The organism is Streptomyces sp. NBC_00154, from assembly GCF_026342835.1.
In the GTDB taxonomy this organism is placed as follows: domain Bacteria; phylum Actinomycetota; class Actinomycetes; order Streptomycetales; family Streptomycetaceae; genus Streptomyces.
The window spans coordinates 134,933-157,985 of record NZ_JAPEMI010000002.1; the positions used below are offsets into that span (position 1 = coordinate 134,933).

At 69.9% G+C, this 23,053-nt stretch carries 16 protein-coding genes and 1 pseudogene; 10 read left to right on the forward strand and 7 right to left on the reverse strand.

What is annotated here, in order from left to right; translation table 11 throughout:
- The first annotated feature begins 94 nt into the window (after nt 1-94).
- Entirely contained in the window at nt 95-1,363 is a 1,269-nt protein-coding gene (locus tag OHA03_RS36975; RefSeq protein WP_267008399.1) for a transglycosylase family protein, read from the forward strand.
- On the opposite strand, the gene OHA03_RS36980 is transcribed toward OHA03_RS36975, so the two are convergent.
- A complete protein-coding gene (locus tag OHA03_RS36980; RefSeq protein ID WP_267008400.1) occupies nt 1,333-2,541 on the reverse strand; it encodes a DMT family transporter in 1,209 nt (402 codons plus the stop codon). The two genes, OHA03_RS36975 and OHA03_RS36980, sit on opposite strands and share 31 nt — an antisense overlap.
- Nucleotides 2,542-2,765: 224 nt before the next feature.
- On the opposite strand from OHA03_RS36980, the gene OHA03_RS36985 reads away from it, so the two are divergent.
- The 3 genes from OHA03_RS36985 to OHA03_RS36995 all read left to right on the forward strand — a co-directional run bounded on the left by OHA03_RS36985 (nt 2,766) and on the right by OHA03_RS36995 (nt 8,907).
- The gene (locus OHA03_RS36985) at nt 2,766-3,476 is read left to right on the forward strand and encodes a (2Fe-2S)-binding protein (RefSeq protein WP_267008401.1); all 711 of its coding nucleotides are present in this window, start codon (nt 2,766-2,768) and stop codon (nt 3,474-3,476) included.
- A gap of 325 nt (nt 3,477-3,801) precedes the next feature.
- Nucleotides 3,802-6,405 (forward strand): PA14 domain-containing protein, encoded by a 2,604-nt coding sequence (locus tag OHA03_RS36990; protein ID WP_267008402.1) that lies wholly within the window; start codon nt 3,802-3,804, stop codon nt 6,403-6,405.
- Between the two features lie 150 nt (nt 6,406-6,555).
- The gene (locus OHA03_RS36995; RefSeq protein WP_267009599.1) at nt 6,556-8,907 is read left to right on the forward strand and encodes a GH92 family glycosyl hydrolase; all 2,352 of its coding nucleotides are present in this window, start codon (nt 6,556-6,558) and stop codon (nt 8,905-8,907) included.
- Between the two features lie 44 nt (nt 8,908-8,951).
- Here OHA03_RS36995 and OHA03_RS37000 read toward each other — a convergent pair whose 3' ends face one another.
- Nucleotides 8,952-9,407 carry an ATP-binding protein gene (locus OHA03_RS37000; RefSeq protein ID WP_267008403.1) on the reverse strand — a complete coding sequence of 152 codons (456 nt, stop codon included), beginning with the start codon at nt 9,405-9,407 and terminating at the stop codon, nt 8,952-8,954.
- 102 nt (nt 9,408-9,509) lie between these two features.
- On the reverse strand, nt 9,510-10,355 hold the full coding sequence (locus OHA03_RS37005) for an RNA polymerase sigma factor SigF (protein ID WP_267009600.1): 846 nt from the start codon (nt 10,353-10,355) through the stop codon (nt 9,510-9,512).
- A 216-nt stretch (nt 10,356-10,571) separates the two neighbouring features.
- On the opposite strand from OHA03_RS37005, the gene OHA03_RS37010 reads away from it, so the two are divergent.
- From OHA03_RS37010 to OHA03_RS37020, 3 genes are all read left to right on the forward strand, one after another.
- Complete coding sequence (locus tag OHA03_RS37010) at nt 10,572-12,056, forward strand: SDR family NAD(P)-dependent oxidoreductase (RefSeq protein WP_267008404.1); 1,485 nt, start codon at nt 10,572-10,574, stop codon at nt 12,054-12,056.
- Nucleotides 12,057-12,335: 279 nt separating this feature from the next.
- Nucleotides 12,336-12,509 (forward strand): hypothetical protein, encoded by a 174-nt coding sequence (locus OHA03_RS37015; RefSeq protein ID WP_267008405.1) that lies wholly within the window; start codon nt 12,336-12,338, stop codon nt 12,507-12,509.
- Between the two features lie 242 nt (nt 12,510-12,751).
- Nucleotides 12,752-15,112 carry an alpha-L-fucosidase gene (locus tag OHA03_RS37020; RefSeq protein ID WP_267008406.1) on the forward strand — a complete coding sequence of 787 codons (2,361 nt, stop codon included), beginning with the start codon at nt 12,752-12,754 and terminating at the stop codon, nt 15,110-15,112.
- Here OHA03_RS37020 and OHA03_RS37025 read toward each other — a convergent pair.
- From OHA03_RS37025 to OHA03_RS37040, 4 genes are all read right to left on the reverse strand, one after another.
- Nucleotides 15,090-16,526, reverse strand: coding sequence for a lipase maturation factor family protein (locus OHA03_RS37025; RefSeq protein WP_267008407.1), 1,437 nt, complete (start codon nt 16,524-16,526; stop codon nt 15,090-15,092). The genes OHA03_RS37020 and OHA03_RS37025 overlap by 23 nt on opposite strands.
- 38 nt (nt 16,527-16,564) lie before the next feature.
- On the reverse strand, nt 16,565-17,074 hold the full coding sequence (locus OHA03_RS37030) for a DUF1990 family protein (RefSeq protein WP_267008408.1): 510 nt from the start codon (nt 17,072-17,074) through the stop codon (nt 16,565-16,567).
- The gene (locus tag OHA03_RS37035) at nt 17,071-18,024 is read right to left on the reverse strand and encodes a YndJ family protein (RefSeq protein ID WP_267008409.1); all 954 of its coding nucleotides are present in this window, start codon (nt 18,022-18,024) and stop codon (nt 17,071-17,073) included. The genes OHA03_RS37030 and OHA03_RS37035 overlap by 4 nt, the downstream gene beginning before the upstream one ends.
- Before the next feature lie 150 nt (nt 18,025-18,174).
- Nucleotides 18,175-18,678, reverse strand: a complete 504-nt coding sequence (locus OHA03_RS37040; protein WP_267008410.1) for a cyclic nucleotide-binding domain-containing protein — start codon at nt 18,676-18,678, stop codon at nt 18,175-18,177.
- A gap of 201 nt (nt 18,679-18,879) precedes the next feature.
- On the opposite strand from OHA03_RS37040, the pseudogene OHA03_RS37045 reads away from it, so the two are divergent.
- The 3 genes and pseudogenes from OHA03_RS37045 to OHA03_RS37055 all read left to right on the forward strand — a co-directional run.
- Nucleotides 18,880-19,212 (forward strand): annotated as a pseudogene (locus tag OHA03_RS37045) (carbohydrate-binding protein CenC); the annotation flags it as partial.
- A gap of 109 nt (nt 19,213-19,321) precedes the next feature.
- Complete coding sequence (locus OHA03_RS37050) at nt 19,322-21,388, forward strand: SpoIIE family protein phosphatase (protein ID WP_267008411.1); 2,067 nt, start codon at nt 19,322-19,324, stop codon at nt 21,386-21,388.
- Between the two features lie 166 nt (nt 21,389-21,554).
- Complete coding sequence (locus tag OHA03_RS37055) at nt 21,555-22,979, forward strand: wax ester/triacylglycerol synthase family O-acyltransferase (protein ID WP_267008412.1); 1,425 nt, start codon at nt 21,555-21,557, stop codon at nt 22,977-22,979.
- Nucleotides 22,980-23,053: the final 74 nt, after the last annotated feature.

The following is a 23,053-nucleotide window of genomic DNA, read 5'->3' on the forward strand; positions in this document are numbered from 1 at the left end:
CGGCAGGTCTCGGCCACTGCCTTGTCATCACCCGTTGTCTGCCCATAAGTTGACCGCTTGCGACGTGTCCTACAGCCAGTGGGGGAGCCAAGTCATGGCCGCGAACGGACGACACCGCAGATACCAGCCGAGCCGCATCAACCGCGCCTCGCTCACGGTCACGGCGGGCGGCGCGGGCATCGCGCTTCCCCTCGTCACCGCCGCCTCGGCGGGCGCCGCATCGGCCGATGTCTGGGACAAGGTCGCCGCCTGCGAGTCCACCAGCAACTGGCACATCAACTCGGGCAACGGCTACTTCGGCGGTCTGCAGTTCACCCGGTCGACCTGGGCGGCATACGGGGGCACGGTCCATGCCCCACGTGCAGATCTGGCCACCAGGGAACAGCAGATATCCGTCGCGGAGAAGGTGCTGAAGGCACAGGGCCCGGGTGCCTGGCCGACCTGCTCGGTAAGGGCGGGCCTGACGCGGGGCGGCGGCGCCCCCGACGTCACGCCGGAGTCGGAACGGACCGGCGGTCCCGTCGATGCCTCGTCGGCAACGACCTCCACGCCCAAGAAGGCGAACCCGAAGACGAAGAAGACGGCCGCGCCCGCCACCCCGACCACGGTGCCCGGCAAGCGCGAGTCGTACACCGTCGCGCGCGGCGACTCCCTCTCCGGGATCGCGGCGACCGAGCATGTGCAGGGCGGCTGGCAGCGCCTTTACACGGCGAACCGGAAGGTCGTCGGTGACGACCCCGATCTGATCTTCCCGGGCCAGCGGCTCACCCTGGATGTGGCTGCCACCCCGCAGGCCGGCCCGAAGAGCGGAACCAGGCCCGCCGCGAAGCCGAGCCGGTCGGCCGGAGCGAAGCAGAAGACCCATCCGGATCAGCCCGCGAAGCAGAGTCACCGGTCGACGAGGCCGCACCAGCCGGCGAAGGCGCAGCCGAAGAAGACCGAGCGGGCCGAGAAGGGCTCCGGGCTCGTCGCACCGGTGTCGGCGACCCGTGTCGGCACCGCGTACCACCAGGCAGGTTCCTGGGCGAGCGGCCACCACACGGGCGTCGACTTCCCCGTCCCCACCGGCACCTCGGTCGAGGCGGTGGCCTCCGGCACGGTCGTTTCGGCAGGGTGGGCGGGGGCGTACGGCTACGAGATAGTCATCCGGCACAGCGACGGCAAGTACAGCCAGTACGCCCACCTGTCCGCGCTGCTGGTGCGCGAGGGCCAGCACGTCAGCGGCGGCCGGCGCATCGCCCGATCAGGTTCCACGGGCAATGCGACCGGACCGCACCTGCACTTCGAGATCCGTACAGGGCCCGGCTACGGCTCCGACGTCGATCCGCTGTCCTACCTCCGGGCGGGCGGCGTCAACGTCTGAACGGTCCTGTGCAGCGCCGTGGGATCGCCGGTGCCACCGTCCTCGGCGGACAGCGCACCTCGCCGTCCCGAACCGGTGCGCGGCTGCCGTGCGGAGCCACCGAAGTCGACCTGCCCCACTCGTCGCCGCTCCAGCGGCATCGTGACAGCCAGCTTGAGCGGCGCCGGCAGCGTTTCGGCGGCAGCGGTGGGCGGGGCTGCCCCGACGGCCACGGCCGTGGCCCTTCCGGGCTCAGGAGAAACGACCAGCACGGGCTCGGCTTCCGCAGCGTCCCCGGCGCCCTCCGCGGCAACCTCCGGGACATGCGGACCTGCCGGGAGCACCCGCTGTCCCTCGCGCTGCTCCGCGTCCAGCCGTTCCGTCATCAGCATGACCAGCCCGCCCGCGGCGACCACACCGCAGGCAAGCGCCAGGAGCGCGCCCGCCGTGCCGTGCTGGAACTGCTCACCGAACAGTGTGATGCCGACTGCCGAGGCGATCACCGGGTTCACCACAGTCACTGTCGCCAGCGGTGCGGTCAGGCCGGCGCCCCGGTACGCGGACTGCGACAGCAGCAGCCCGGCCGACGCCAGAGCCGCTATGACCACGAGCGAGGGCAGCCCCGCGCCGACCGAACCGGACGCCCACTGCATCGCGACCGTCTTCGTGAACACCGACGCGATGCCGAAGGCGACACCGGCGGCACCGGCCAGGACCACACTCCGTACCACCGGTGGCCGCATGCCCTTCGCGACCAGCACGAGCAGCGCCACGCCACCGAACGTCACGGTCGCCAGCATCAGCTGCTCCGGGCCGCCCAGGGTGTGCGACTCCTTGTTGCCGGTGAGAGCGAGCAGACCCGCCAGACCGACGGTCGCCATGATCGCGCCACGCCAGGCGGTCGCCCTGGCCCGGCGGCGTGCGAAGAGCGCCGCCATCGGCAGGGCGAAGACGATCGTCAGCGCGCCGAGCGGCTGCACGAGGCTGAGCGGGCCGTACGCCAGCGCCACCACGTGCAGCACCGCACCCACACCGTTCAACGCCACCGCAACCCACCAGACGCGGTTGCGCAGAGGGGCGAACGAACGGCCGTCTCCGGCCGTGGCGACGCGCTCCTGGACGATCGCCCCGGCCGCGTAGGCGACCGCGGAGATCAGTGACAGCAGCACGGACAGTGCAAGGAAGCTCATGTACACCACGATGGCCCTTCAAAGCCGCCCAGTCGTCGTCCCTGAGACGGCGTTCCGACGTACTGCTTTGGTAGTAGGGGAGTGGTTTTTGTGTCCTCCTCCCGACGGTAGTCCTCTCCCCGCCGAGCCTCAGGACGATCATCACCACGGATACGGTGAACGGTGAGACCCGGCCCCAGGGGTGGCCGGGTCGTCACTACGAGTGATCGGGGGAGCCCGTGAAGGAGCAGCGCATGGTGCAGGCCGGGGCGGCGTCGGTGGGCGGATTCTTCGCCCTGCGCGGGACACCGGTGCCCGGCGGCGCGCACCGTCCGCTCGCCCTCCTGTACGCGGGGGAGACGGCACCGCTCACGGCCCGCATCGACACCGTTGCCGCCCGGCTCCGTACCCCCGAGCGCAGGGTCGCCGCGTCCGTCGCGCACCTGGGGCTGGCCGCCCGCCTCTGGTCGACCGCCCTCGGACCGGCCGTCCTCTCCGGTCGCTTCCCGGATCTCTCCCCGGCCGCACTCCGCTGGGATCCGCAGCACCCCGCGCCGGACGACCTGTGGCTCGACTCCGCGGAAACACTGCCGGGCACCGCGGACCGCATCCGCGAGTGCGTCCAGTACGGCCACCTCGTACCGCTCGCGGACGCGATCCAACGGGACGGACGCGTCGCACCCCGGCTGCTGTGGGGCAATGCCGGCTCGGCCCTGGCCGGAGCGCTGCGCGAGCTGATCACCTGGGCCCGCGCCCACCAGCGCCCCGACGCAGCGCACCGGGCCCGCACCCTGGCCGCCGAACTCTTCGACCACCCGGACCTGCGGACCACCGGGACCCCGCACACCCCGGCATTCCGCAGGAACAGCTGTTGCCTCTACTACCGGTGCCCGGGCGCCGGCCTCTGCGGGGACTGCGTCTTCGATTGCCGGCCGGGCGCTTCCGCTCCGTCGCTCTCTCCATGACAGACGTCGGCCGTCGGCGAGATTCCGCTCGGCGGCGTCGGCCGCGACGCTGACAGGAGCGGACCGGACCGCGCGGGCGGCATGGCGCCGGCCCGCGTGCGACGAGGTGGAGGCGGCCAGGAATGCGCAGGCCAAGGGGCGGCGCGGCCGTCTTGCCGGCCGGTCCGTTGCTGGCGTTCCGAGGCTTCTCTCCGGCCCTCTCCTTCGCGCTGTCATGCACCTGGACAGTGGAACGGGAGTCGTGCTGTCATGCCAACTGTCGTTCCTTCCAACGTTGTACATCCTGTTGCAACGAGCCGCCACCCTTCCTCACCAAGGAGGATCCGTGCGCATCAGAAAGAAAGTCGTCCTGCTTCTCGCCGCCGCTCTCGGCGTCGCCGGGCTGTCCGGTGTGCCTGCCGCGTCCGCCGCCTCGGACCCCGGCGGCACCGCCGAAGTGCATGGTCTGAAGGGCGAGTACTACACGCAGTCCGCCCCAGGGGCCTTCGACTTCGGGCAGCTCAAGGCCACCGGATTCGATCCGGACATCGACTTCTCCACCCTCGAATCGCGGCTGAGCTCGGCCACCGGGCAGGCCGACGACGCCAGCATCCGGTGGACCGGGAAGATCGTGCCGGAGAAGACCGGTTCCCATGTCTTCTCGATGATCGGGGACAACGGGTTCCGTCTCTGGATCGACGGAAAGCCGGTCATCGACCACTGGGTCGACGACTGGGAGAAGGAACAGACCTCGCAGCCGGTCGAGCTGACCGCGGGCAAGGCCTACGACTTCAAGGTCGAGTACTTCGAACACTTCGGCGGGTCCAACCTGCACCTCAAGTGGACCGAGCCCGGTGGCACCAAGGAGCCCGTGCCGCAGTCCGCCTTCCGGTTGCCGGACGACTTCGCGTACGACGGGGCCATCGGTGCCACCGTCCTGGCCGACGGCCGCACCCTCAAGCTGGACTTCGCGCAGAAACTCGCGGCCCTGCCCGACGGACTCACCAACCATCTCAACGCCGTCATCGGTGGTGCGACGTGGCCGCTCGGGGCCATCAAGGCCGACCCCGCCGACCCGCGCAGCCTCACCGTCGCGCTCAAGGAACCGGTCGTCGGGAACAAGGCCGGCGACGCCAACGGACTGGCCGACATCCGCTACGACGGCCAGGGCGGGCTGGCCGGCCAGGACGGCAAGGCCGTCGGAGCCTTCTGGTCCAGCGGGCCCAACCACTCCACGTACGAGCTCCGTACGAAGTGGGCCGACAAGGTCGGACCGCGCAACGCGCTGCCCGAGTACCCGAGGCCGCAGCTCACCCGCGACAACTGGCAGAACCTCAACGGTTCCTGGGAGTTCGCCGCGGCGAAGGCGGGGGAGCAGCCCCCGGTCGGCAGGAAGCTCGGTGAGAAGATCCTCGTCCCGTATCCGGTGGAGTCGCAGCTCTCCGGCCTCGAACGGCACGAGGACCGGATGTGGTACCGCCGCACCTTCACCGTTCCCGAGGGGTGGAAGGTCGGTCAGGGCAAGCGGCTGCAGCTGAACTTCGGTGCCGTCGACTGGCAGTCCGAGGTGTATGTCAACGGGCACAAGGTCGCCGAACACAAGGGCGGCTACGACAAGTTCAGCGCCGACATCACCGATGCGCTGAAGCCGGGCCGCACCCAGGAGTTGATCGTCGGCGTCTACGACCCGACCGACGCCCAGGACGGCGAGAACCCGCCGATGGGCAAGCAGCGCCTCGACCCGAGCGGCATCTGGTACACCCCGTCGTCCGGCATCTGGCAGACCGTGTGGATGGAGCCGGTCGCCGCCGATCACGCCGACTCGCTGAAGCTCACCCCCGATGTGCAGGGTGAGAAGGTCGCCGTCGAGGTGCGCGGGGTACGGGACGGGGTGCCGGTGACGGCAACCGTGTACGACGGGAAGCGCAAGGTCGGGACGGCCACCGGCCGCACCGGATCGGCGCTGGACGTGCGCGTGCCGGACCCGCATCTGTGGTCCGCGAACGACCCACACCTCTACCGGTTGAAGGTCTCCGTCGGCTCCGACCGGGTCGGCAGTTACTTCGGGATGCGGTCGATCGCTGTGGAGAAGGTGAACGGCACCCCGCGCACCGTTCTCAACGGCAAGCCGGTGTTCATGATGGCCACCCTCGACCAGGGCTTCTGGCCCGACGGGCTGCACACCGCGCCCACCGACGAGGCACTCGCGTCCGATCTGAAGATGCACAAGGCCATGGGGTTCAACTCCGTGCGCAAGCACATCAAGGTGGAGCCCGACCGCTGGTTCTACTGGGCGGACAAGCTGGGCCTGCTGGTCTGGCAGGACATGCCGGCGATGAACACCGTCAACCCGTCCGCCGCCGCCCGTGCCGAGTACGAGCACGAGATGAAGGAGATGATCGACGAACACTACAATCACCCGTCGGTCGTCATGTGGGTCACGTTCAACGAGGGCTGGGGCCAGTACGACGAGGCCCGCATCGCCGACCAGGCGAAGTCCTGGGACCCGACCCGGCTGGTCAACAGCATGTCGGGCATCAACCTGGGCGTCGACGGAGGCACCGGGGACATCATCGACGAGCACGGCTACCCGAGCCCGGCCCTGCCCAAGCCGGACGGGCAACGCGCCCTGGTCAGCGGCGAGTACGGCGGACTCGGCCTGGCGGTGCCGGGCCACGCCTGGGCCGTGCAGCAGTCGTACATCGCGGTCGACCAGTCGACCTACACCGATGACTACCTCGCCAAGCTCGACGAGGTACGGAAGCTCGCCTGCAAGGGCAGCAACGGCGCCGTCTACACCCAGATCTCGGACGTGGAGGGCGAGTTGAACGGCCTGCTCACCTACGACCGACGGATCGTCAAACCCGACGTGAAGCGGATCAAGGCGGCGCAGGACGCGCTCGTCCGCGACGCGTCCAACCCGGTCGTGGCGGGATGCCCCACCGCCTGACCCTGTGACAGTGCTCCGGTCCGCCCCTGCCCGGGGCGGACCGGAGCGTTCGCGTCCGAACCCTTGACGCGGATTACCGGGGAACCAAGAATGATCGCGCTCTGACAACGTTGTCCAAGGAGGAGTACCCCCATGCACCGGCTCTCACGGATGCACCGGACCCCACGGCCGAGACTCCGCGGCCCGGCGGCCGCACTCGCCGCCGTCGCGCTCCTCGGAGGTGTCCTCACCACCGGGGCCACGGCCCAGGCCGCACCCCGCACCGAAGGGCAACTGACCGATCTGGTCAACCCGTTCATCGGCACCCAGAACGAGGGCAACACCTACCCGGGCGCATCCGTGCCGTTCGGCATGGTGCAGCTCTCCCCGGACACCGGCCACAACACCGGCTACGACTACGCCGAGAACCACATACGCGGCTTCTCCGCCGTACACCTCTCCGGCGTCGGCTGCGGACTCGGCGGCGATCTGCCGACGCTGCCCACCACCGGTGACATCACACAGACCGACTACACCAAGTACGCGGCGGAGTTCAGCCACGACGACGAGAAGGCGAGCCCCGGCTACTACAAGGTCGGGCTGAAGACCGGGATCGACGCCGAACTCACCGCGAGCACTCGCACCGGCGTACAGCGCTACACCTTCCCTGCCACCGACAAGGCCAACGTCCTGCTCAACGCGGGCCAGTCGCTGCACCGGACGCTGTCCTCGAAGGTGGAGATCCTCGACAACCGGACCGTCCGGACCGCGATCACCGGCAGCGGCTTCTGCCAGGACACCAAGGCGTACACCGTCTACACGATCACCCGCTTCGACCGGCCGTTCACCACGTCCGGCACCTGGAACGGCGACACCGTCACCGAGGGTTCGAAGGTGTCCTCGGCGGCCGGCGAGCGCAACGGCGCCTGGCTGCGCTTCGACACCGGCAAGGACCGCACCGTCGAGGCCACCACGGCCCTGAGTTACGTCGACGCCAAGGGCGCCGCACTCAACCTCCGGGCCGAGGGCGGCCGTAGCTTCGACCGCGTCGAGCGCGCCGCACAGCGGTCCTGGGAGGACCGGCTCGACGACGTGAAGGCCCAGGGCGGCAGCGACGAGCTGCGCCGCACCTTCTACTCGTCGCTCTACCGTTCCTTCCTCGCCCCCAACGTCGGCAGCGACGTCGACGGCCGCTACACCGGCTGGGATCAGAAGACCCACCACGTCAAGGGCTTCACCTACTACCAGAACTGGTCCCTCTGGGACACCTACCGCACCCAGGCCCAGCTCCTCTCGCTGCTCGCCCCTCGCGAGTCCCGCGACATGGCGATCTCGGTCCTGCGGATCGACGCCGAAAGCGGCTGGCTGCCGAAGTGGGGCTACGGCACGGTCGAGACGAACATCATGACCGGCGACCCCGTCACCCCGTTCCTCACCAACGCCTACCAGCAGGGGCTGCTGAAGGGGTACGAGGAGGAGGCGTACCGCGCCCTGAAGAAGAACGCCGACGGCGTCCCGCCCACCGACTCCGCGCCCGTCGGCCGCGAAGCCAACGTGCAGTATCTGAAGGACGGGTTCGCCCCGTACATCAAGGACCGTCCGCACGCCAAGCCCGGTGACTCCGACTTCGACCACGGTGCCTCCGCCACCCTGGAGTACGCCCTCTCCGACGCGATGCTGGGTGAGATGGCCCGCGACCTCGGCCACGACGCCGACGCGAAGCGGTACGAGGACCGGGCCCAGAACTACCGCAAGATCTTCGACCCCTCGACCGGCTTCTTCCGTGCCCGCGACGCCTCAGGAGCCTTCACCGGCCCCGCCGACCCGGCGCAGAGCGAGGGCTTCCACGAGGGCACGTCCTGGCAGTACCAGTGGCTCGTGCCGCAGGACCTGCCCGGCATGGTCGGCCTGATCGGCGGGAAGGACGCCGCCAACCAGCGGCTCGACTCCTTCTTCGCCTACGACAAGCTGCTCGCCGATCCCGCGAAGACCGCCCGTGACGTCTGGGTCAACGGCCCGTACGCGTACTACAACGCCGACAAGTACAACCCGCAGAACGAGCCCGACCTCATCGCCCCGTACACCTATCTCTCCACCGGGCAGCCGTGGAAGACCACCGACGTGGTGCACGCGGCGCTGACGCTCTTCACCGACGCCCCGACGGGCATGACGGGCAACGACGACCTCGGCACGATGTCCGCCTGGATGGTGCTCTCCTCGATCGGTGTCTTCCCGGTCCAGCCCGGCACCGACACCTGGGGTCTGTCCACGCCGGCCTTCGAGCGTGTCGACCTCACGCTCGACCGCCGCTACTACCCGCACGGGTCGTTCACGGTGAAGGCTCCCGGGACGTCGGACGCCGACCGCTACATCCAGTCGGCGAGCATCGACGGCGCGGCGCAGTCGCGCACGTACCTCACCACCGAGGACATCCGCTCGGCGCGGTCGCTCGCCTTCACCGTGGGCAGCGCGCCCTCGGCATGGGGCACCTCGCCCGCGGACGCTCCGCCCGCCCTGGGCTGACCGGCGTGGTCGTGGGGTGGGCGGCGTCCCGCCCGCCCCACAGCTCAGCTGCTGAGCTCGAACTCGGCCCGGATCCGCTTGCCCACCGGCACCCGCTCGGCGGTCAGCCGGTCGCACAGGGCGATGACGATCTCCATGCCGTGACCGCCGGGGCGGGTCGGGTCGGGGGAGTAGAACAGCGGAAGCGCCGTGCTGCTGTCGTACACCGTGACGCTGACCCGCTCGGCGGTGCCCTCCAGCTCCAGCAGATACGGGCCCTGGCTGTACCGGTCGGCATTGGTGACCAGCTCGCTGACCGCCAGCATCAGATCGCCCCGGGTGTGCTCACCGAACCGCGTCCCCGACTGGGCCGCGAGCCGCGCCAGAAAGCTGTCGGCAAGGGCCCGGGCCTGCGCGATGCAGCCGGGCTCGCCGTCGAACGCCGCGGCGCTGTGGAGCACCTCCGTGGGCCGATGCCCGTACGGGCGGTCGGTCGGCCGCAGGATGACCTGATCGTTCATGTGCTCCAGCCAGGGCGACGCAGGGACGGTCGGTGACCATGTCTCACCGTGCGCCTACCCGCGGCGAACGGTCTCACTCCAGGCAAAAGTGGACGACGCGGTTCAGCTGACCACGCACATGCCGGTACGCAGTCGCTTCACGATCCGGGACAGCAGCCGGGACACATGCATCTGGGAGACCCCCAGCTCCGCCCCGATCTCCGACTGCGTCATCTCGGCACCGAAGCGCATCTGCACGATCCGCCGTTCGCGGTCGTCGAGCCCGGCGAGGAGCGGCGCCAGCGCATGCAGATTCTCGACGCTCTCCATGGCCGGATCGGGTGCGCCCAGCACGTCGGCGAACGTGCGCCGGTCCTTGCCGTGGTCGCTGTCGACCGCATGGGTGTCCAAGGACCCCGCCGCGTAACCGTTGGCGGCGACCAGGCCCTCGATGATCTCGTCCTCGGGCAGCTCCAGATGCGCGGCGAGCTCCGTGACGGTGGGGTCCCGGTCCAGCTCCAGCGCGAGCCGCTCCTTGGCCTTCGCCAGATCGACACGGAGCTCCTGCAGCCGCCGCGGCACATGGACGGCCCACGTCGTGTCACGGAAGAACCGCTTGATCTCGCCGACGATGTACGGCACCGCGAAGGTGGCGAACTCGACCTCGCGGGACAGGTCGAAACGGTCGATCGCCTTGATCAGACCTATCGTGCCGACCTGGATGATGTCCTCGGCGTCGTCACCGGCCCGGTTGCGGAAGCGGGACGCGGCGAAGTGCACCAGGGAGATGTTCATCTCGATCAGCGTGTTCCGGGCGTACGCGTACGCGTGCGTCCCCTCCTCCAGATCCTGGAGGCGGTCGAAGAACAGCTTCGAGAGCGCGCGGGCATCGGTCGGTGCGACGCTGCCGGCGTCCTCGACCAGTGGCAGCCCACTGGTCTGCTCGATCCGTTGTGCCGGTACGCCCATCACTGCGGTCGTCCGTGCGGACCTGGCTGCCATGACGTCGTCCTCCCCTACGGCGGAATGCTGTCGACGCGCTCCTGCCCGGCCGTGGCGAAGTCATGCCTATCCCCTGCCGCGCGCCGCTTCACGCGAACGGAGCAGCGCCCGTCGCATGGCAAACTTGATCGGGGCGCTCTGCCCGCAACCAGTGACCCCATGACCAGTGACAGAGGAACGGCAATGACGGTGACAGAGGACAGCCAGGAGCTCGCTCCCGGTATCGAGGAGTTCGGTCCCGGTATCGACCCGGAGCGGCTGGCCGTCTGCCTGAGAGTGCTCGACGAACTCGACACCATCGAGGTCGACCACCCGGACGCCATCGCCGTGCGCCGCGCCACCGCCGGTATCTACCGGACCGTGAAGCAGCGCCGCCGCCAGGAGCGCCGGGCCGCCAAGACCGCGCACGACAAGGCCGTCACCGAAGCCACGGCCACCGGCTCGGCCGAACGCATCGACGACGAGACCCAGGGCGTCCTGCCGTCCTCCTCGGCCGGCGCCGAGATCGCCGGGATACTTCAGCGGCCCCGGTCCTGCTACATCTGCAAGACCCGGTACGTCGAGGTCGACGCGTTCTACCACCAGCTCTGCCCGCAGTGCGCCAAGGAGAACCGGTCCCGCCGCGACGCGCGCACCGACCTCACCGGGCGCCGGGCGCTCCTCACCGGCGGCCGCGCCAAGATCGGCATGTACATCGCGCTGCGGCTGCTGCGCGACGGCGCGCACACCACGATCACCACCCGCTTCCCCAACGACGCGATCCGCCGCTTCAAGGCGATGCCGGACAGCGCCGAGTGGATCCACCGGCTGAAGATCGTCGGCATCGATCTGCGTGACCCCGCCCAGGTCGTCGCGCTCGCCGACTCGGTCGCCGCCGAAGGACCGCTGGACATCCTGATCAACAACGCCGCCCAGACGGTGCGCCGCTCCCCGAAGGCGTACAGCGAACTGGTGAGTGCCGAATCCGCCCCGCTGCCTGCGGGCGAGCTCCCCGCCGCCGAGGTCATCGGCACTTTCGGCAGCGGTTCGGTCGACCGCGTCGCGGCCCTGCCCGCCGCCCGCAAGGAGGGCCTGACCGCGCAGGACGTCACCGAGCTCGCCCTGGTCACCGGCTCCGCGTCCCTGGAACGGATCGCCGCCGGCACCGCGATCGACGCGGGCGGTCTCGTACCCGACCTGCATCACACCAACAGCTGGATCCAGACGGTCGAAGAGGTCGAACCGATCGAGCTGCTCGAAGTCCAGCTCTGCAACTCCACCGCGCCGTTCATCCTGATCAGCCGGCTCCGCCCGGCGATGGCCGCGACGGCCGCCAAGCGAGCCTATGTGGTCAACGTCTCGGCGATGGAGGGCGTGTTCAGCCGGGGTTACAAGGGCGCGGGCCACCCGCACACCAACATGGCCAAGGCCGCGCTGAACATGCTCACCCGCACCAGCGCGCAGGAGATGTTCGAGAAGGACGGCATCCTGATGACCGCCGTCGACACCGGTTGGATCACCGACGAGCGTCCGCACCCCGACAAGATCCGCCTCGCCGAGGAGGGCTTCCACGCCCCGCTCGACCTGGTCGACGGAGCCGCCCGGGTCTACGACCCGATCGTGCGGGGCGAAGAGGGCGAAGATCTGTTCGGCTGCTTCCTCAAGGACTACGCGCCCGCAGGCTGGTAGATCACCCGGTTGTCCGAAAGTGACCTACTGCACGCATTCCATCGAGCGCGGACGCGCTCATTTGGTTAGTCTGATGTGCACGGACGCCACCAAGGGATCCACGAAACCTCCTCGGCCGTCCTGGGACAGGTCTGTAACCAGACCGCCGTCCCCGACCCACACCCGGCGCCACCGCGACCGAACTGTTCCTGCCCCTGCCCCTTATGGGCAGTCGATTTCCGGTTACTGAGGCCGGAGGCTCGGCGCCGCCCGGGGTGACGTGACACAAAGGAGTGCGCGGTGACACCAGAACTGACGAAGCACGAGAAGCGACCGGCGGAGCGACACGGAGAGCAGGCCAAGCGGCCCGAGAAGCTCCGGAACATCGAAGTCTGGGCCAGATCCGCACCGATCCGGCTGGCCGGCTACGAGGACGATCTCGCCGAGCCGCACATCCTGCAGGGCATCGACTGATCCTCCGGCCCGACTTGCGCGGCCCGATCACTCGCCCCGGTCCGTCAGCTCGGAAGCCCCGGCCCTCCGCCACCATGGAGAGCCGGGGCTTCGGCATGTGGTCCAGCAGTTCGGTAGGGCCGGCGGACCGCACGTCCTGACCGCAGATGCATCCAGTCATCCGATGGTTGTGGGGAAGAAGTTTCGTTCTGTCTGGAAAATTTCATTGACAGGTCTCCGCCACGCTCCAATCATCGGACGTCATGACCGAACTTCCCAGACGCCATGTACTCGGAATGACGGCAGGGGCGGCCGTCGGCGCCGCCCTGCTCAGCCCCGCCACCGCCGATGCGGCCCCGCGAACCGGAGCCGCACTCCCGGGGCCGGACGCCCACGGCAGCGACTGGGGCACTGTCCCCGCCGCTGTCCCCGTGCCCCTGGACAGCTGGTTCGACAACGACGGCATCGATACCGCCGAGGCCCGTGGCGGCAACTTCGACGGCTCCGGCTACACCTTCCCCGGTGAGGAGCTCCCCGCCGGAGAAACAGAGATCGACGGCACCACGTTCCTCTTCCCGGCCTCCGGCGCCGGAGCCGAGAACAACATCGTCGCCCTCGGCCAGCGCATCGATCTGCCGCCCGGCCGCTACCTCTCCGGGCTCTTCCTCACCGCATGCAGCTACGGAGCCGCCTCCGGCCAGGCCACCGTCCACTACGCGGACGGCACCACATCGACCCCCGCCCTCGGCGGCCCCGACTGGTATTCCGGCAGCGGTGCGCTCACCGCTCCGTACCGCTACCTCCCCGACGGTGACAAGGACGCGCACCAGGTCTCCATCGCCGTCACGGAGATCGCGCTCGACCCGAGCCGGGAAGCCGTCGCGCTGACCCTGCCCACCACCCGGCCCGCCGAGGCCAACAGCTCGTCCCTGCACATCTTCGCGCTCTCGCTCCAGCCGGCCGCCGAGGGGCGGGCACTGTCCCTGCGCGACGCGCACTCCACCACCTCGCTGCTGGACTCCGGCGCGCAGAGCGTCGAGGCCACCGTCGTCAACGCGGGCACCGTCGCCGTCCTCGCCACCGACGGCCTCAGCCTCTCCGTGGACGTCCCCGGAGCCCGTACCGTCGAGCCCGCCCGGATCACCCGGCTCGCCCCCGGCGACCAGGCCCGCGTCCGGATCGGCATCCGCAGCAGGCCGGGCACCGCACCCGGCACCGCCCAGGACGGCAACGTTGTCGCGCGCGGCCGCGGGCAGCAGGCGGCCACCGTCCGCCGCTCGCTCACCCTCGGCGTCCCCGACTACCGGCCCACCGATACGTCCCTCTCCACCCACCAGGCGCCGTACTGGTTCCAGGAGGCGAAGTTCGGCATCTTCATCCACTGGGGGGTCTACTCGGTACCTGCCTGGGCGCCGGTGGGCACGCAGTACGCCGAGTGGTACTGGAACCAGATGCAGGACCCCAACAACCCGACGTACGCCCACCACCGCGACACGTACGGCGAGTCCTTCAACTACGACGACTTCATCCCACAGTTCCGCGCCGAGCGTTTCGACCCCCGGTCCTGGGTGGAGCTGTTCCGGGACGCGGGTGCGCAGTATCACGTCCTCACCTCCAAGCATCATGAGGGTTTCGCGCTCTGGGACACCAAGCTCTCCGACCGCAACGCGGTGAAGATGGGGCCGGGGCGCGACCTGGTCAAGGAGCTCTTCGACGCCTCGCGCCGCTACACCCCGGAACTGCACCGAGGGCTGTACTTCTCGATGCCCGAGTGGTTCAACCCCGACCACCCCTGGATGGGCCACGCCCCGCGCAACCCGTACACCCTGGAGCCCGTCCCGTACACCGGATACACGGCGGGCAAGGACTACGTCACCGAGTTCCAGGGCCCGCAGATGCTGGAGCTGGTCCACGGGTACGACCCCGAGATCCTCTGGTGCGACATCGGCGGCGACAACGACAGTCACCGGGTGCTGTCCGAGTACTTCAACCACGCCAAGAACCGGGCCCGGCCCATCGATGTCACCGTCAACAACCGCTCCGGGATCGGGACGTACGACTTCACGACGCCCGAATACACGACGTACGACCAGATCGTCACGGCGAAATGGGAATCCAGCCGGGGCCTCGACCCGTTCTCGTACGGCTACAACGCCCAGACACCCGACGAGAAGTACATGACCACCGAGGAGGTCGTGCACTCGCTCGTCGACATCGTCTCCAAGAACGGCAATTTCCTGCTCGACATCGGACCGAAGGCCGACGGCACGATCCCCGAGATCATGCAGCGCCGGCTGCGCGAGACGGGGGAGTGGCTCAAGACCAACGGCGAAGCCATCCACGGGACCACGTACTGGTCACGGATGCCGCAGCTCGGCGAGGACCTGCGGTTCACCGTCCGGCCGGACAAGGCCTTCTACATCCACTCGCTGGCGCAGCCCGGCGCCGCCCTCACCGTCGAGGCCCCGGTGCCGATCCGCAGCGGCGACCGGGTCACCCTGCTCGGGTACGACCGGCCGCTCCACTGGCGCACCACGGGCGGCTCGCTGGTGATCGACGTACCGGCGGGCGCCCGGAGGACCGGGAAGCACGCCTGGGTCTTCAAGGTCGCCTGGTCGGGCTGAGGAACGAGGGACCGAGTGAGACGGGCCGGATGAAGTCCCGCACATAGGTGCGGTGCCACCAGCGTCCGGTGGCCCGCAGTTCGCGCCAGGTCGTGTACCGGTAGTGGTACACTCTGGCGCGAATGTGCGTGGGCGGGACGTCGGGGAACGGGTTGTGGCGCAGCAGCCGCAGCGTGTCCCGGTCGTTCTCCAGCAGCCGCTCCACGAACGGGCCGAACCAGGACTGTGCGTACGCGGGGGACAGCGCCGCGAACCACATCAGCCAGTCGAGCCGCAGATGGTACGGGGCGAACTGGCGCGGCAGTCGGCGCGGATCACCCGGTTTGCCGTGGAAGCCGTACTCCTGCCAGGCCGTGCCCGGGTGGAGCAGCTGCTCGTCGGTGCCCTCGACCACGATCTCCAGGCGGACCCGGCTGATGCTGCCGAACGCACCGTACGTATTGACGAGATGCAGCGGGTCGAAGGAGCGGTTCATCACCTGGCGACGGGAGATCAGGTTGCGCGCCGGACGGTAACTGAGCACCACGACCAGCGCGGTGACGGCGATGACCACCACCTCGTACCAGAGCGGCGGGGCGGACTGTGCGGGCGGCGTGGCCACCAGGGACCAGTCGACGGCGGACAGGGCGAGGGTGATGGTCACCCAGTTCAGCCAGGCGAAGTTCCCGGACAGCACCAGCCACAGCTGGGTGGCGATCATCAGTCCGGCGGCCGCGCTCGACACCGGCTGCGGGGCGAACAGCAGCACCGGGACCAGGAGCTGGGTGACATGGTTGGCCGCCACCTCGACCCGGTGGAGCGGCTTCGGCAGCCGGTGGAAGAACCAGCTCAGCGGGCCCGGCATCGGCTGGGTCTCATGGTGGAAGTCCAGACAGGTCAGCCTGCGCCAGCACTCGTCGCCCCGGATCTTGATCAGTCCGGCGCCGAACTCGACCCGGAACAGCACCCAGCGCAGCAGCCACAGCACCAGGACCGGCGGAGCCGTAGCGGCGTTGCCGAGAAAGACGGCGAGGAAGCCGGTCTCCAGGAGCAGCGACTCCCAGCCGAAGCTGTACCAGACCTGACCGACCTGGACGATCGACAGATACAGCGCCCAGGGCAGCAGCCACAGCAGCATCGCCGCCCACAGCGGCACGTACGAGTCCACCCCCGCGATCAGCGCGACCGCGACGGCGCAGCCCGTCCAGCAGACGACGGCGAAGAAGCGGTCGGAGTAGTGGAGGCGGAAGAGACCGGGGGCGTCCCGCCAGTCCGTACGCCGCAGGAACTCCGGCACCGGGAGCATGCCGCGCTCGCCGATCAGCGCCCGGAACTGGAACGCGGCGGCGAGAAAGGCGACCAGATAGATGCCGGCGAGAGCCCGCTGGAAGATCAGCCGGCTGAGCCAGTAGCCATCTGCGGTGAACCACTCCATCACGTCCAGTATCGGCGCTGCGGAGCGACTGAGCCGGTTCAGCTCGCCGAGACGATCCGGCGCAGTGCGGTGCCGAGCCGGCGCGCGTACATTCGCTGGGCCACCGGCACGAGCGGCCCGGCGAGCCGGGTGTACCAACCGACCGGACGGGAGAACGCCAGCACGGTGAACCACACGGTGCCGTCGTCCGCCAGGTCCACCACGAAGCACTCCTCACCGCACTCGGGGTGGTCCGGACGTGTGCCGTAGGCGAAGCCGATGCGCTCCTTCTCGTACGCGGTCCAGACCACCTCGCACGGCGCGGTGAACCGGAAAGGGCCGAGACCGATCGATACCCGCACGGTGGCCCCGGCCTCGGCACGTGCCGCCGAAGCCCGAACCCGGGCGCCGGAAGTGCGATGCATGCGCCAGTCGGTGATGGCGGCGCCCGCAGTCTCGAAGTCGGCGCGGCCGTGGCCCACCGCGACCCGGTGGTGGAGATGGTGGTACCCGTCGGGGAGCGGGCCGAGCCGGGTGGCGCCGACCTCGGGATAGGTGAGGGTGCTCATGACGTCCTGTCCTTGAGGCCGGTGAGGGGCGGGTCGGTGCGGACCGAGGTGTTGAGGGCCGGGTCGGCAGGGGGCCGCCCGGTGCGAGGGCGGTCGGGTGGGGCCTGCTCGGGTGGGGCCCGTTCGGGACGGTCCTGGAGCCGTCGCCAGGCGAGCACCGAGCAGAGCGCGAAGCCCAGTGCGTTGCCGAGACCGTGGGTCGCGGCCATCCAGGTCAACGTGGGGTGGGGCAGCCCGGTCGCCTCGCCGAGCGCCCAGCTCAGCGCGAGCACTATGGTCGCCACGAGCACGGCGGACGAGACGGCGAACAGCATGCGGGTGGTCCGGTCCCGGCTGCTGCCGCGGATCGTGCGCCAGGTCAACAGGGCGACGGTCCACATCCCGGCTGTCAGCACGACTGCCCCGGCCAGCTCGGCCCAGTCGCCGATGAAGTAGCCGATCAGCACGAGCAGGGTGCCCAGCGGCACGCTCGACGCGGCGAACCGGCCGGCCGGGCCGTCCGCGACCCGGCAGACGAGTCCGGCGATCAGTGCGGCGGCGAACCCGGCGAAGTGGAAGTGCGGCACGGTCAGCGCGAGGATTCCGAGCCCGAAGCCGAAGAGGGCATGCCCGGAGCGTTCGGCGACCAGCGCGGTGGCGGCGACCGACGGGGCGACCAGGGCGGTGAACAGTGCGATCTCGGCGGTGCGGTGAGCGGCGGAAGCCCGGACCTTGCGGAGCAGACGGGGCGGCGCATGCAGGGCGAGGAGTACGGCCCCGAGCGCGTAGCAGCCGGCGAGGATCGTGGCGGGTCCGCCGCGCGGCAGCCAGAGGGCGACGGCGCCGGGGACGGCGAAGAGCGGCCACAGCCGGCGGATCCGGTCGAGCTCGGGTGCCCCGGTCAGCCGCAGCCCGGCCGGTACGACGACCAGCATGCCCAGCATCACGATCAGGTCGACCAGTACGGACACGGCACATCCCCGTCTTGAACGCGTTCAAGTAGTTGCCGGTGTCGACTCTAGAGCCTTTCTTGAACGTGTTCAAGGAGTGGCGCCGGGGATGTGTGCCGCTCCGACAGGGGATGGAGGAAGGACGGGTGGCGTGCAACCGTGCGCGGCGGGTCAGATGTCCGCGAGGTCCTGGCCGATGTCCGCTTCATGGGCTGTACCCGCCCGGTTGCCGGACTGTGGACCGTACAGGGCGAGCAGCCGGGTCCGGGTCCCGCGCAGCCGTGCCGCCACGGTCTCGGCGACGTACTTGTACAGCGCGCGGCCCAACTCGGCGTCTTCGTCGCACAGTGCGCAGACGGCCGCGGCATCGAACTCCACGGCGTCCACCGGGTAGATCGCGACGGCGCCGAGATGCCAAATGCGTGGCGGGAACAGCCAGGACCAGCCCAGCAGTTCGTCCCGGCCCAGCGTTTCGATCACCGCGGCACGACCGCCGGGCACATGAAGGTCGAGTTCGACCTGTCCGGATCGGATGATCCAGAAGCGGTCGGCCTTTCGGCCCTCTTCGAAGATCCGGGTGCCGACGGGCAATGACACCTCGCGGGCCGCCTGTTCGAGCAGTCGCGCGCGCCCTTCGGGCGGGAGCGCGTCCAGCAGATTCTTGGCCGTTGACATTCCGTCCTCCGTCCACCACGGATTCCGGGGTGCTGTGCACGCGGACTGCAGCCGCACCGGCGCACCACCTCTAGTGAACGATATGCGCTCTTTCGCGCCACCGCTCGGGCGGGGCACGGGCCGTGCCGCGCCTTGCCCGTGGAGCCTCCCGCGCCGAGTGGTTCGCTCGGCGCCCTCGCCCGTCGTCGGTCCAGGCCCAGGCTGAACATGCAGTACTACAACGGCAGCATGTACGGCTGCTCCGGCGACTCGTACTCCGCCGGAACCGTCCAGGGGTCCACCGCGCAGACCGACTGTCTGAACAACGGCCTGACCGTCCAGGGCACCACGATCAAGGTGCCGTACGACAAACACGTCCCGGGGCTGCCGGCGCAGCCCGGCGCCGTGGGCGGCTACATGGCGCCCAACCTGGTCTCACAGGCCAGGAACACCTACGGCGGCGGGTTGAAGGGCCTGATGGACTGGTCGCTCAACTGGGACGGCTCGAAGCAGTGGACGTTCGGGGACAACGTGAAGGCGCTCCAGGGCCGCTGAAATCGGCGGAACAGCGTTGCGGCGCAGGGTGCCCGGTGTCCGGGGCTCTCTGGCATCGGGCGATCGGGATCATTCGAGGAATCGGACAATTGATGGCAGAGTGACCCGCATGGATGATCGGGTTGCGGGTGCCCTGTCACTCCCGGACGACTGGCCCGCCCACCCGGATCTCAGCCTCGCCCTGAACCGTATGGGCAGCTTCGACTGGGACCTCGACAGCGGCCTCATGCATATGGACCGGCCCGCGCTCGACGTGTTCGACCTGCACGCCGACGAATACGACGGCCGGCCGGAGAGCCTCGGACCTCGGGTACCGACCGACGAGGCCGCACGACTCGATGCCATGGTGTCCGAGGCCCTCAAGCGCGGGCAGGTCAACTACGGGGCGTACTTCCGCATACTCCGGCGCGACGGCACGCTGCGCTGGACCCACACCCAGGGCTTCATCCGTCGCGACGAGGCCGGCCGCCCCCATCGCATCATCGGCATCGTCCGGGACGCCACCGAGGAACTGGCCGACTCCACCGCCCGCCGGGAGCTGGACGAGGAGCGGCACCGCCGCACCAGCCTGGTCGAGACCACGACGGCCGCCCTGGCCCATGCCCGTACCGTCCAGGACGTCATCGAGGTCCTGAAGAACTCGCAGGGCCTGGCCCACCTCGGTGCGACCAGCCTCGTCGTGGGGCTCCTCGAAGCCGGGCGCATCCATCTCGTCGCGGACGGTCCCGCGGGGTCCTTCGTGCCGGGTACCCGTTTCACCCGTACGGACGAGCCGTACCCGATGAGCGAAGTGATCCGTACGCTCAGGCCTCGTTTCATCGTGTCCGCCGAGGACTTCGCCACCTCGTACCCGATCCTGTGGCCGCGCATCAGCGGTCTCGGCATCACCTCCGCCGCCTATCTGCCGCTGATCGCCCAGGCCCGGCCCATCGGTGCACTCGGACTCCTCTACAGCGACAAGGACGGCTTCGAGGGCGACGAACGCAATCTCCTGGTCGCACTCGGCAGCTCCATCGCCCAGAGCCTCCAGCGGGCCATGCTGTACGAGCAGGAGCACGACCTCGCCGAGGGGCTCCAGCAGGCCATGCTGCCCCGCCGGATCCCCGAGGTACCGGGCGCGCAGATCGCCGTCCGGTACCGCTCGGCCCGGCAGGGGCAGGACATCGGCGGCGACTGGTACGACGTCATTCCGCTTCCCGGCGGCCGCGTCGGCGCCGTCATCGGGGACGTACAGGGCCACGACACGCACGCGGCGGCCGTCATGGGACAGCTGCGCATCGTGCTCCGCGCGTACGCGGCGGAGGGGCACAGCCCGGCCACGGTCATGGCGCGGGCCTCCGCGTTCCTCCACGAACTCGACACCGACCGCTTCGCGACCTGCACGTACGCCGAGCTCGACCTGACCACCGGAGTCATACAGCTGGTCCGGGCCGGTCATATCGATCCGCTGGTCCGGGACGCCGACGGGAGTTGTCGCAGGATGCCCGTCGAGGGCGGGCTGCCGCTGGGGCTTTCGGCCGAGTTCGGAGGGCTCGAGTACCCGGTCAGCACCATGGAGCTGGACCCGGGTCAGACGATGGTGCTGTACACCGACGGCCTGGTGGAGGTGCCCGGCGCCGATCTCGACGAGGGGATGCAGCTGCTGGCCGCCATGATCCGCAACGGTCCGCAGGACCTCCAGCAACTGGCCGACCAGCTCTGCGAGGAGGTCGAGGAGTGCGGCGGTGAGGACGATGTGGCGCTGCTGCTGCTGCGCCGCAAGGCCGCGCACGCGCCCCAGCCGGGCGGTCGGCTCCAGCAGAACGTGGCCCAGAACGACCCGGAGGCGCTGAGCTCGTCCCGGCACATGATCCGGGCCGCGGTACGGGCCTGGGGCGCGAAGGAACGGGCGGACGAGGTCGAGCTGGCCGCCGACGAGCTGATCACCAATGCGCTGATGCACACCGACGGCGGGGCGATCGTCACCGCTCGGGTGCTCACCGGGTCCGCGCGGCGGCTGCGGGTCGATGTCGAGGACCGGTCGAGCGCCCTGCCGCGACGCCGGGACGCGGGCGAGACCGGGGTGTCCGGACGGGGCCTGATGCTGGTGGACCGGCTGGCTGACGCCTGGGGTGTGGAGTCCCGCGGCACAGGCAAGTGCGTCTGGTGCGAATTCATCATTCCGGAGCGCGAATGACGGGTCGGGCGGAGGGGCTGGGCCGGTGGAGGGAGCGGGGGACACTACCGGACAGTAACAGAACGTAACATGTCTGTACTTGACCGTAACCGATCGAGGGGGATTGACTGCGACTGCGGCAGTCGTTGACTCCGGCAATCTTTGTCTTCGATGACATGAGGATCCGTTGGGCACTGAGCTACTGGCACCTCTCGATCTGGCCTTCTGGCACCTCGAAACCGATGCGCATCCGATGCACCTCGGCGCGCTCGCCGTCTTCTCGCCGCCCCCTGTCTCCGCGCCAGGTGTCGACGCGGAGGCGGTCCTTCAGCTGCTCGGCACCCGCGCGGCCGCGATCCCCCGGCTGCGGATGCGCGTACGGGACGTCCTGCTGCCGGTCGGCGGCGCCGCCTGGTCCGTCGACAAGGAGTTCGACGTGTACCGGCACGTCAAGCGGGTGCGGCTGCCCCGGAGCGAGGTGGACCCGGCGGGCGGCGGGTTCATGGCAGGGGCCACCCGGCTCGCCGGTGAGCTGATGGAGCAGCCCCTCGAACGCGGGCTGCCGCCCTGGCAGATGTACGTCATCGGCGGCGCCGACGACGGCCCCTTCGCCGTGCTCGTGAAACTGCATCACGCGCTCGCCGACGGAATGCGCGCGGTCGCCATCGGCGCCGGGATCTTCGACGAGATCGCCTCCGTCGGGGCCCGCTCCCGCGGTGGTTCGAGCACTCGACTGGCACGCCCGGTCCCGCCCCGCTCCTGGATGCCCGGGCCACGCCAGGTGGCCGGCTTCGCGCTGGGCCGGATCGAGGATCTCGGCCGGGCGTTCGGTGTCGGCGCTTCCGTCGTGCGGGCCAGCCGCCTCGATCTGCGCGGCGCCCCCGCACTCACCGCGACTTCCAGCGGCACCCGGCGCCTGGCCACCACCGACCTGGACGCCGAGGCCGTCCGCCGGATCCGCCGGATCGTGGGCGGCACCACCAATGACGTCCTGCTCGGGGTCGTCGCCGGGGCGCTCCGCCGCTGGATGCTGGAGCGCGGCGACCAGCTGCCCGACGCCGACCCGCGCGCCCTCGTCCCCGTCTCCCGGCGCAGGCCCGGTGCCACCGCCGCCACCGGGAACCGGCTCTCCGCCTATCTGCTGGGCCTCCCCGTCTCCGAGGCCGACCCGTGGAACCGGCTGCGCGCCGTCCGTAAGGCCATGGACCGCAACAAGGCCGCCGGACCGCTGCGGGGCGCGGGTGCGGTCGCCGTACTCGCCGATCAACTGCCTTCGCTGGCGCATCGCTTCGGTGCCCCGCTGGCGGGCGGCGCGGCCCGGATGCTCTTCGATGTGCTGGTCACCAGTGTGCCGCTGCCGCGCTCGGCGCTCTCGCTCGGCGGTTGCCCGCTGCAGGCCATCTATCCGATGGCGCCGCTGGCCCGCGGCCAGTCCCTGGCCGTCGCCCTGTCCACGTACAGCGGCCGGGTGCACATCGGTCTGGTTGCCGACGGCAAGGCGGTCCCGGACCTGGAGCGGCTGGCCCGCTGCGCCGAGGACGAGCTGCGCGAGCTGCTCGCCCTGATGCCGGCGGACCAGGGCGCCCGACTGTCGGAAGGCGTCCGTCTATAGGTCGGACAAATTTCCTCGCACCAGTGGCAGATGGTGACGTTCGGGGAGTTGACGTGCCCAAGTGATCCGATGAA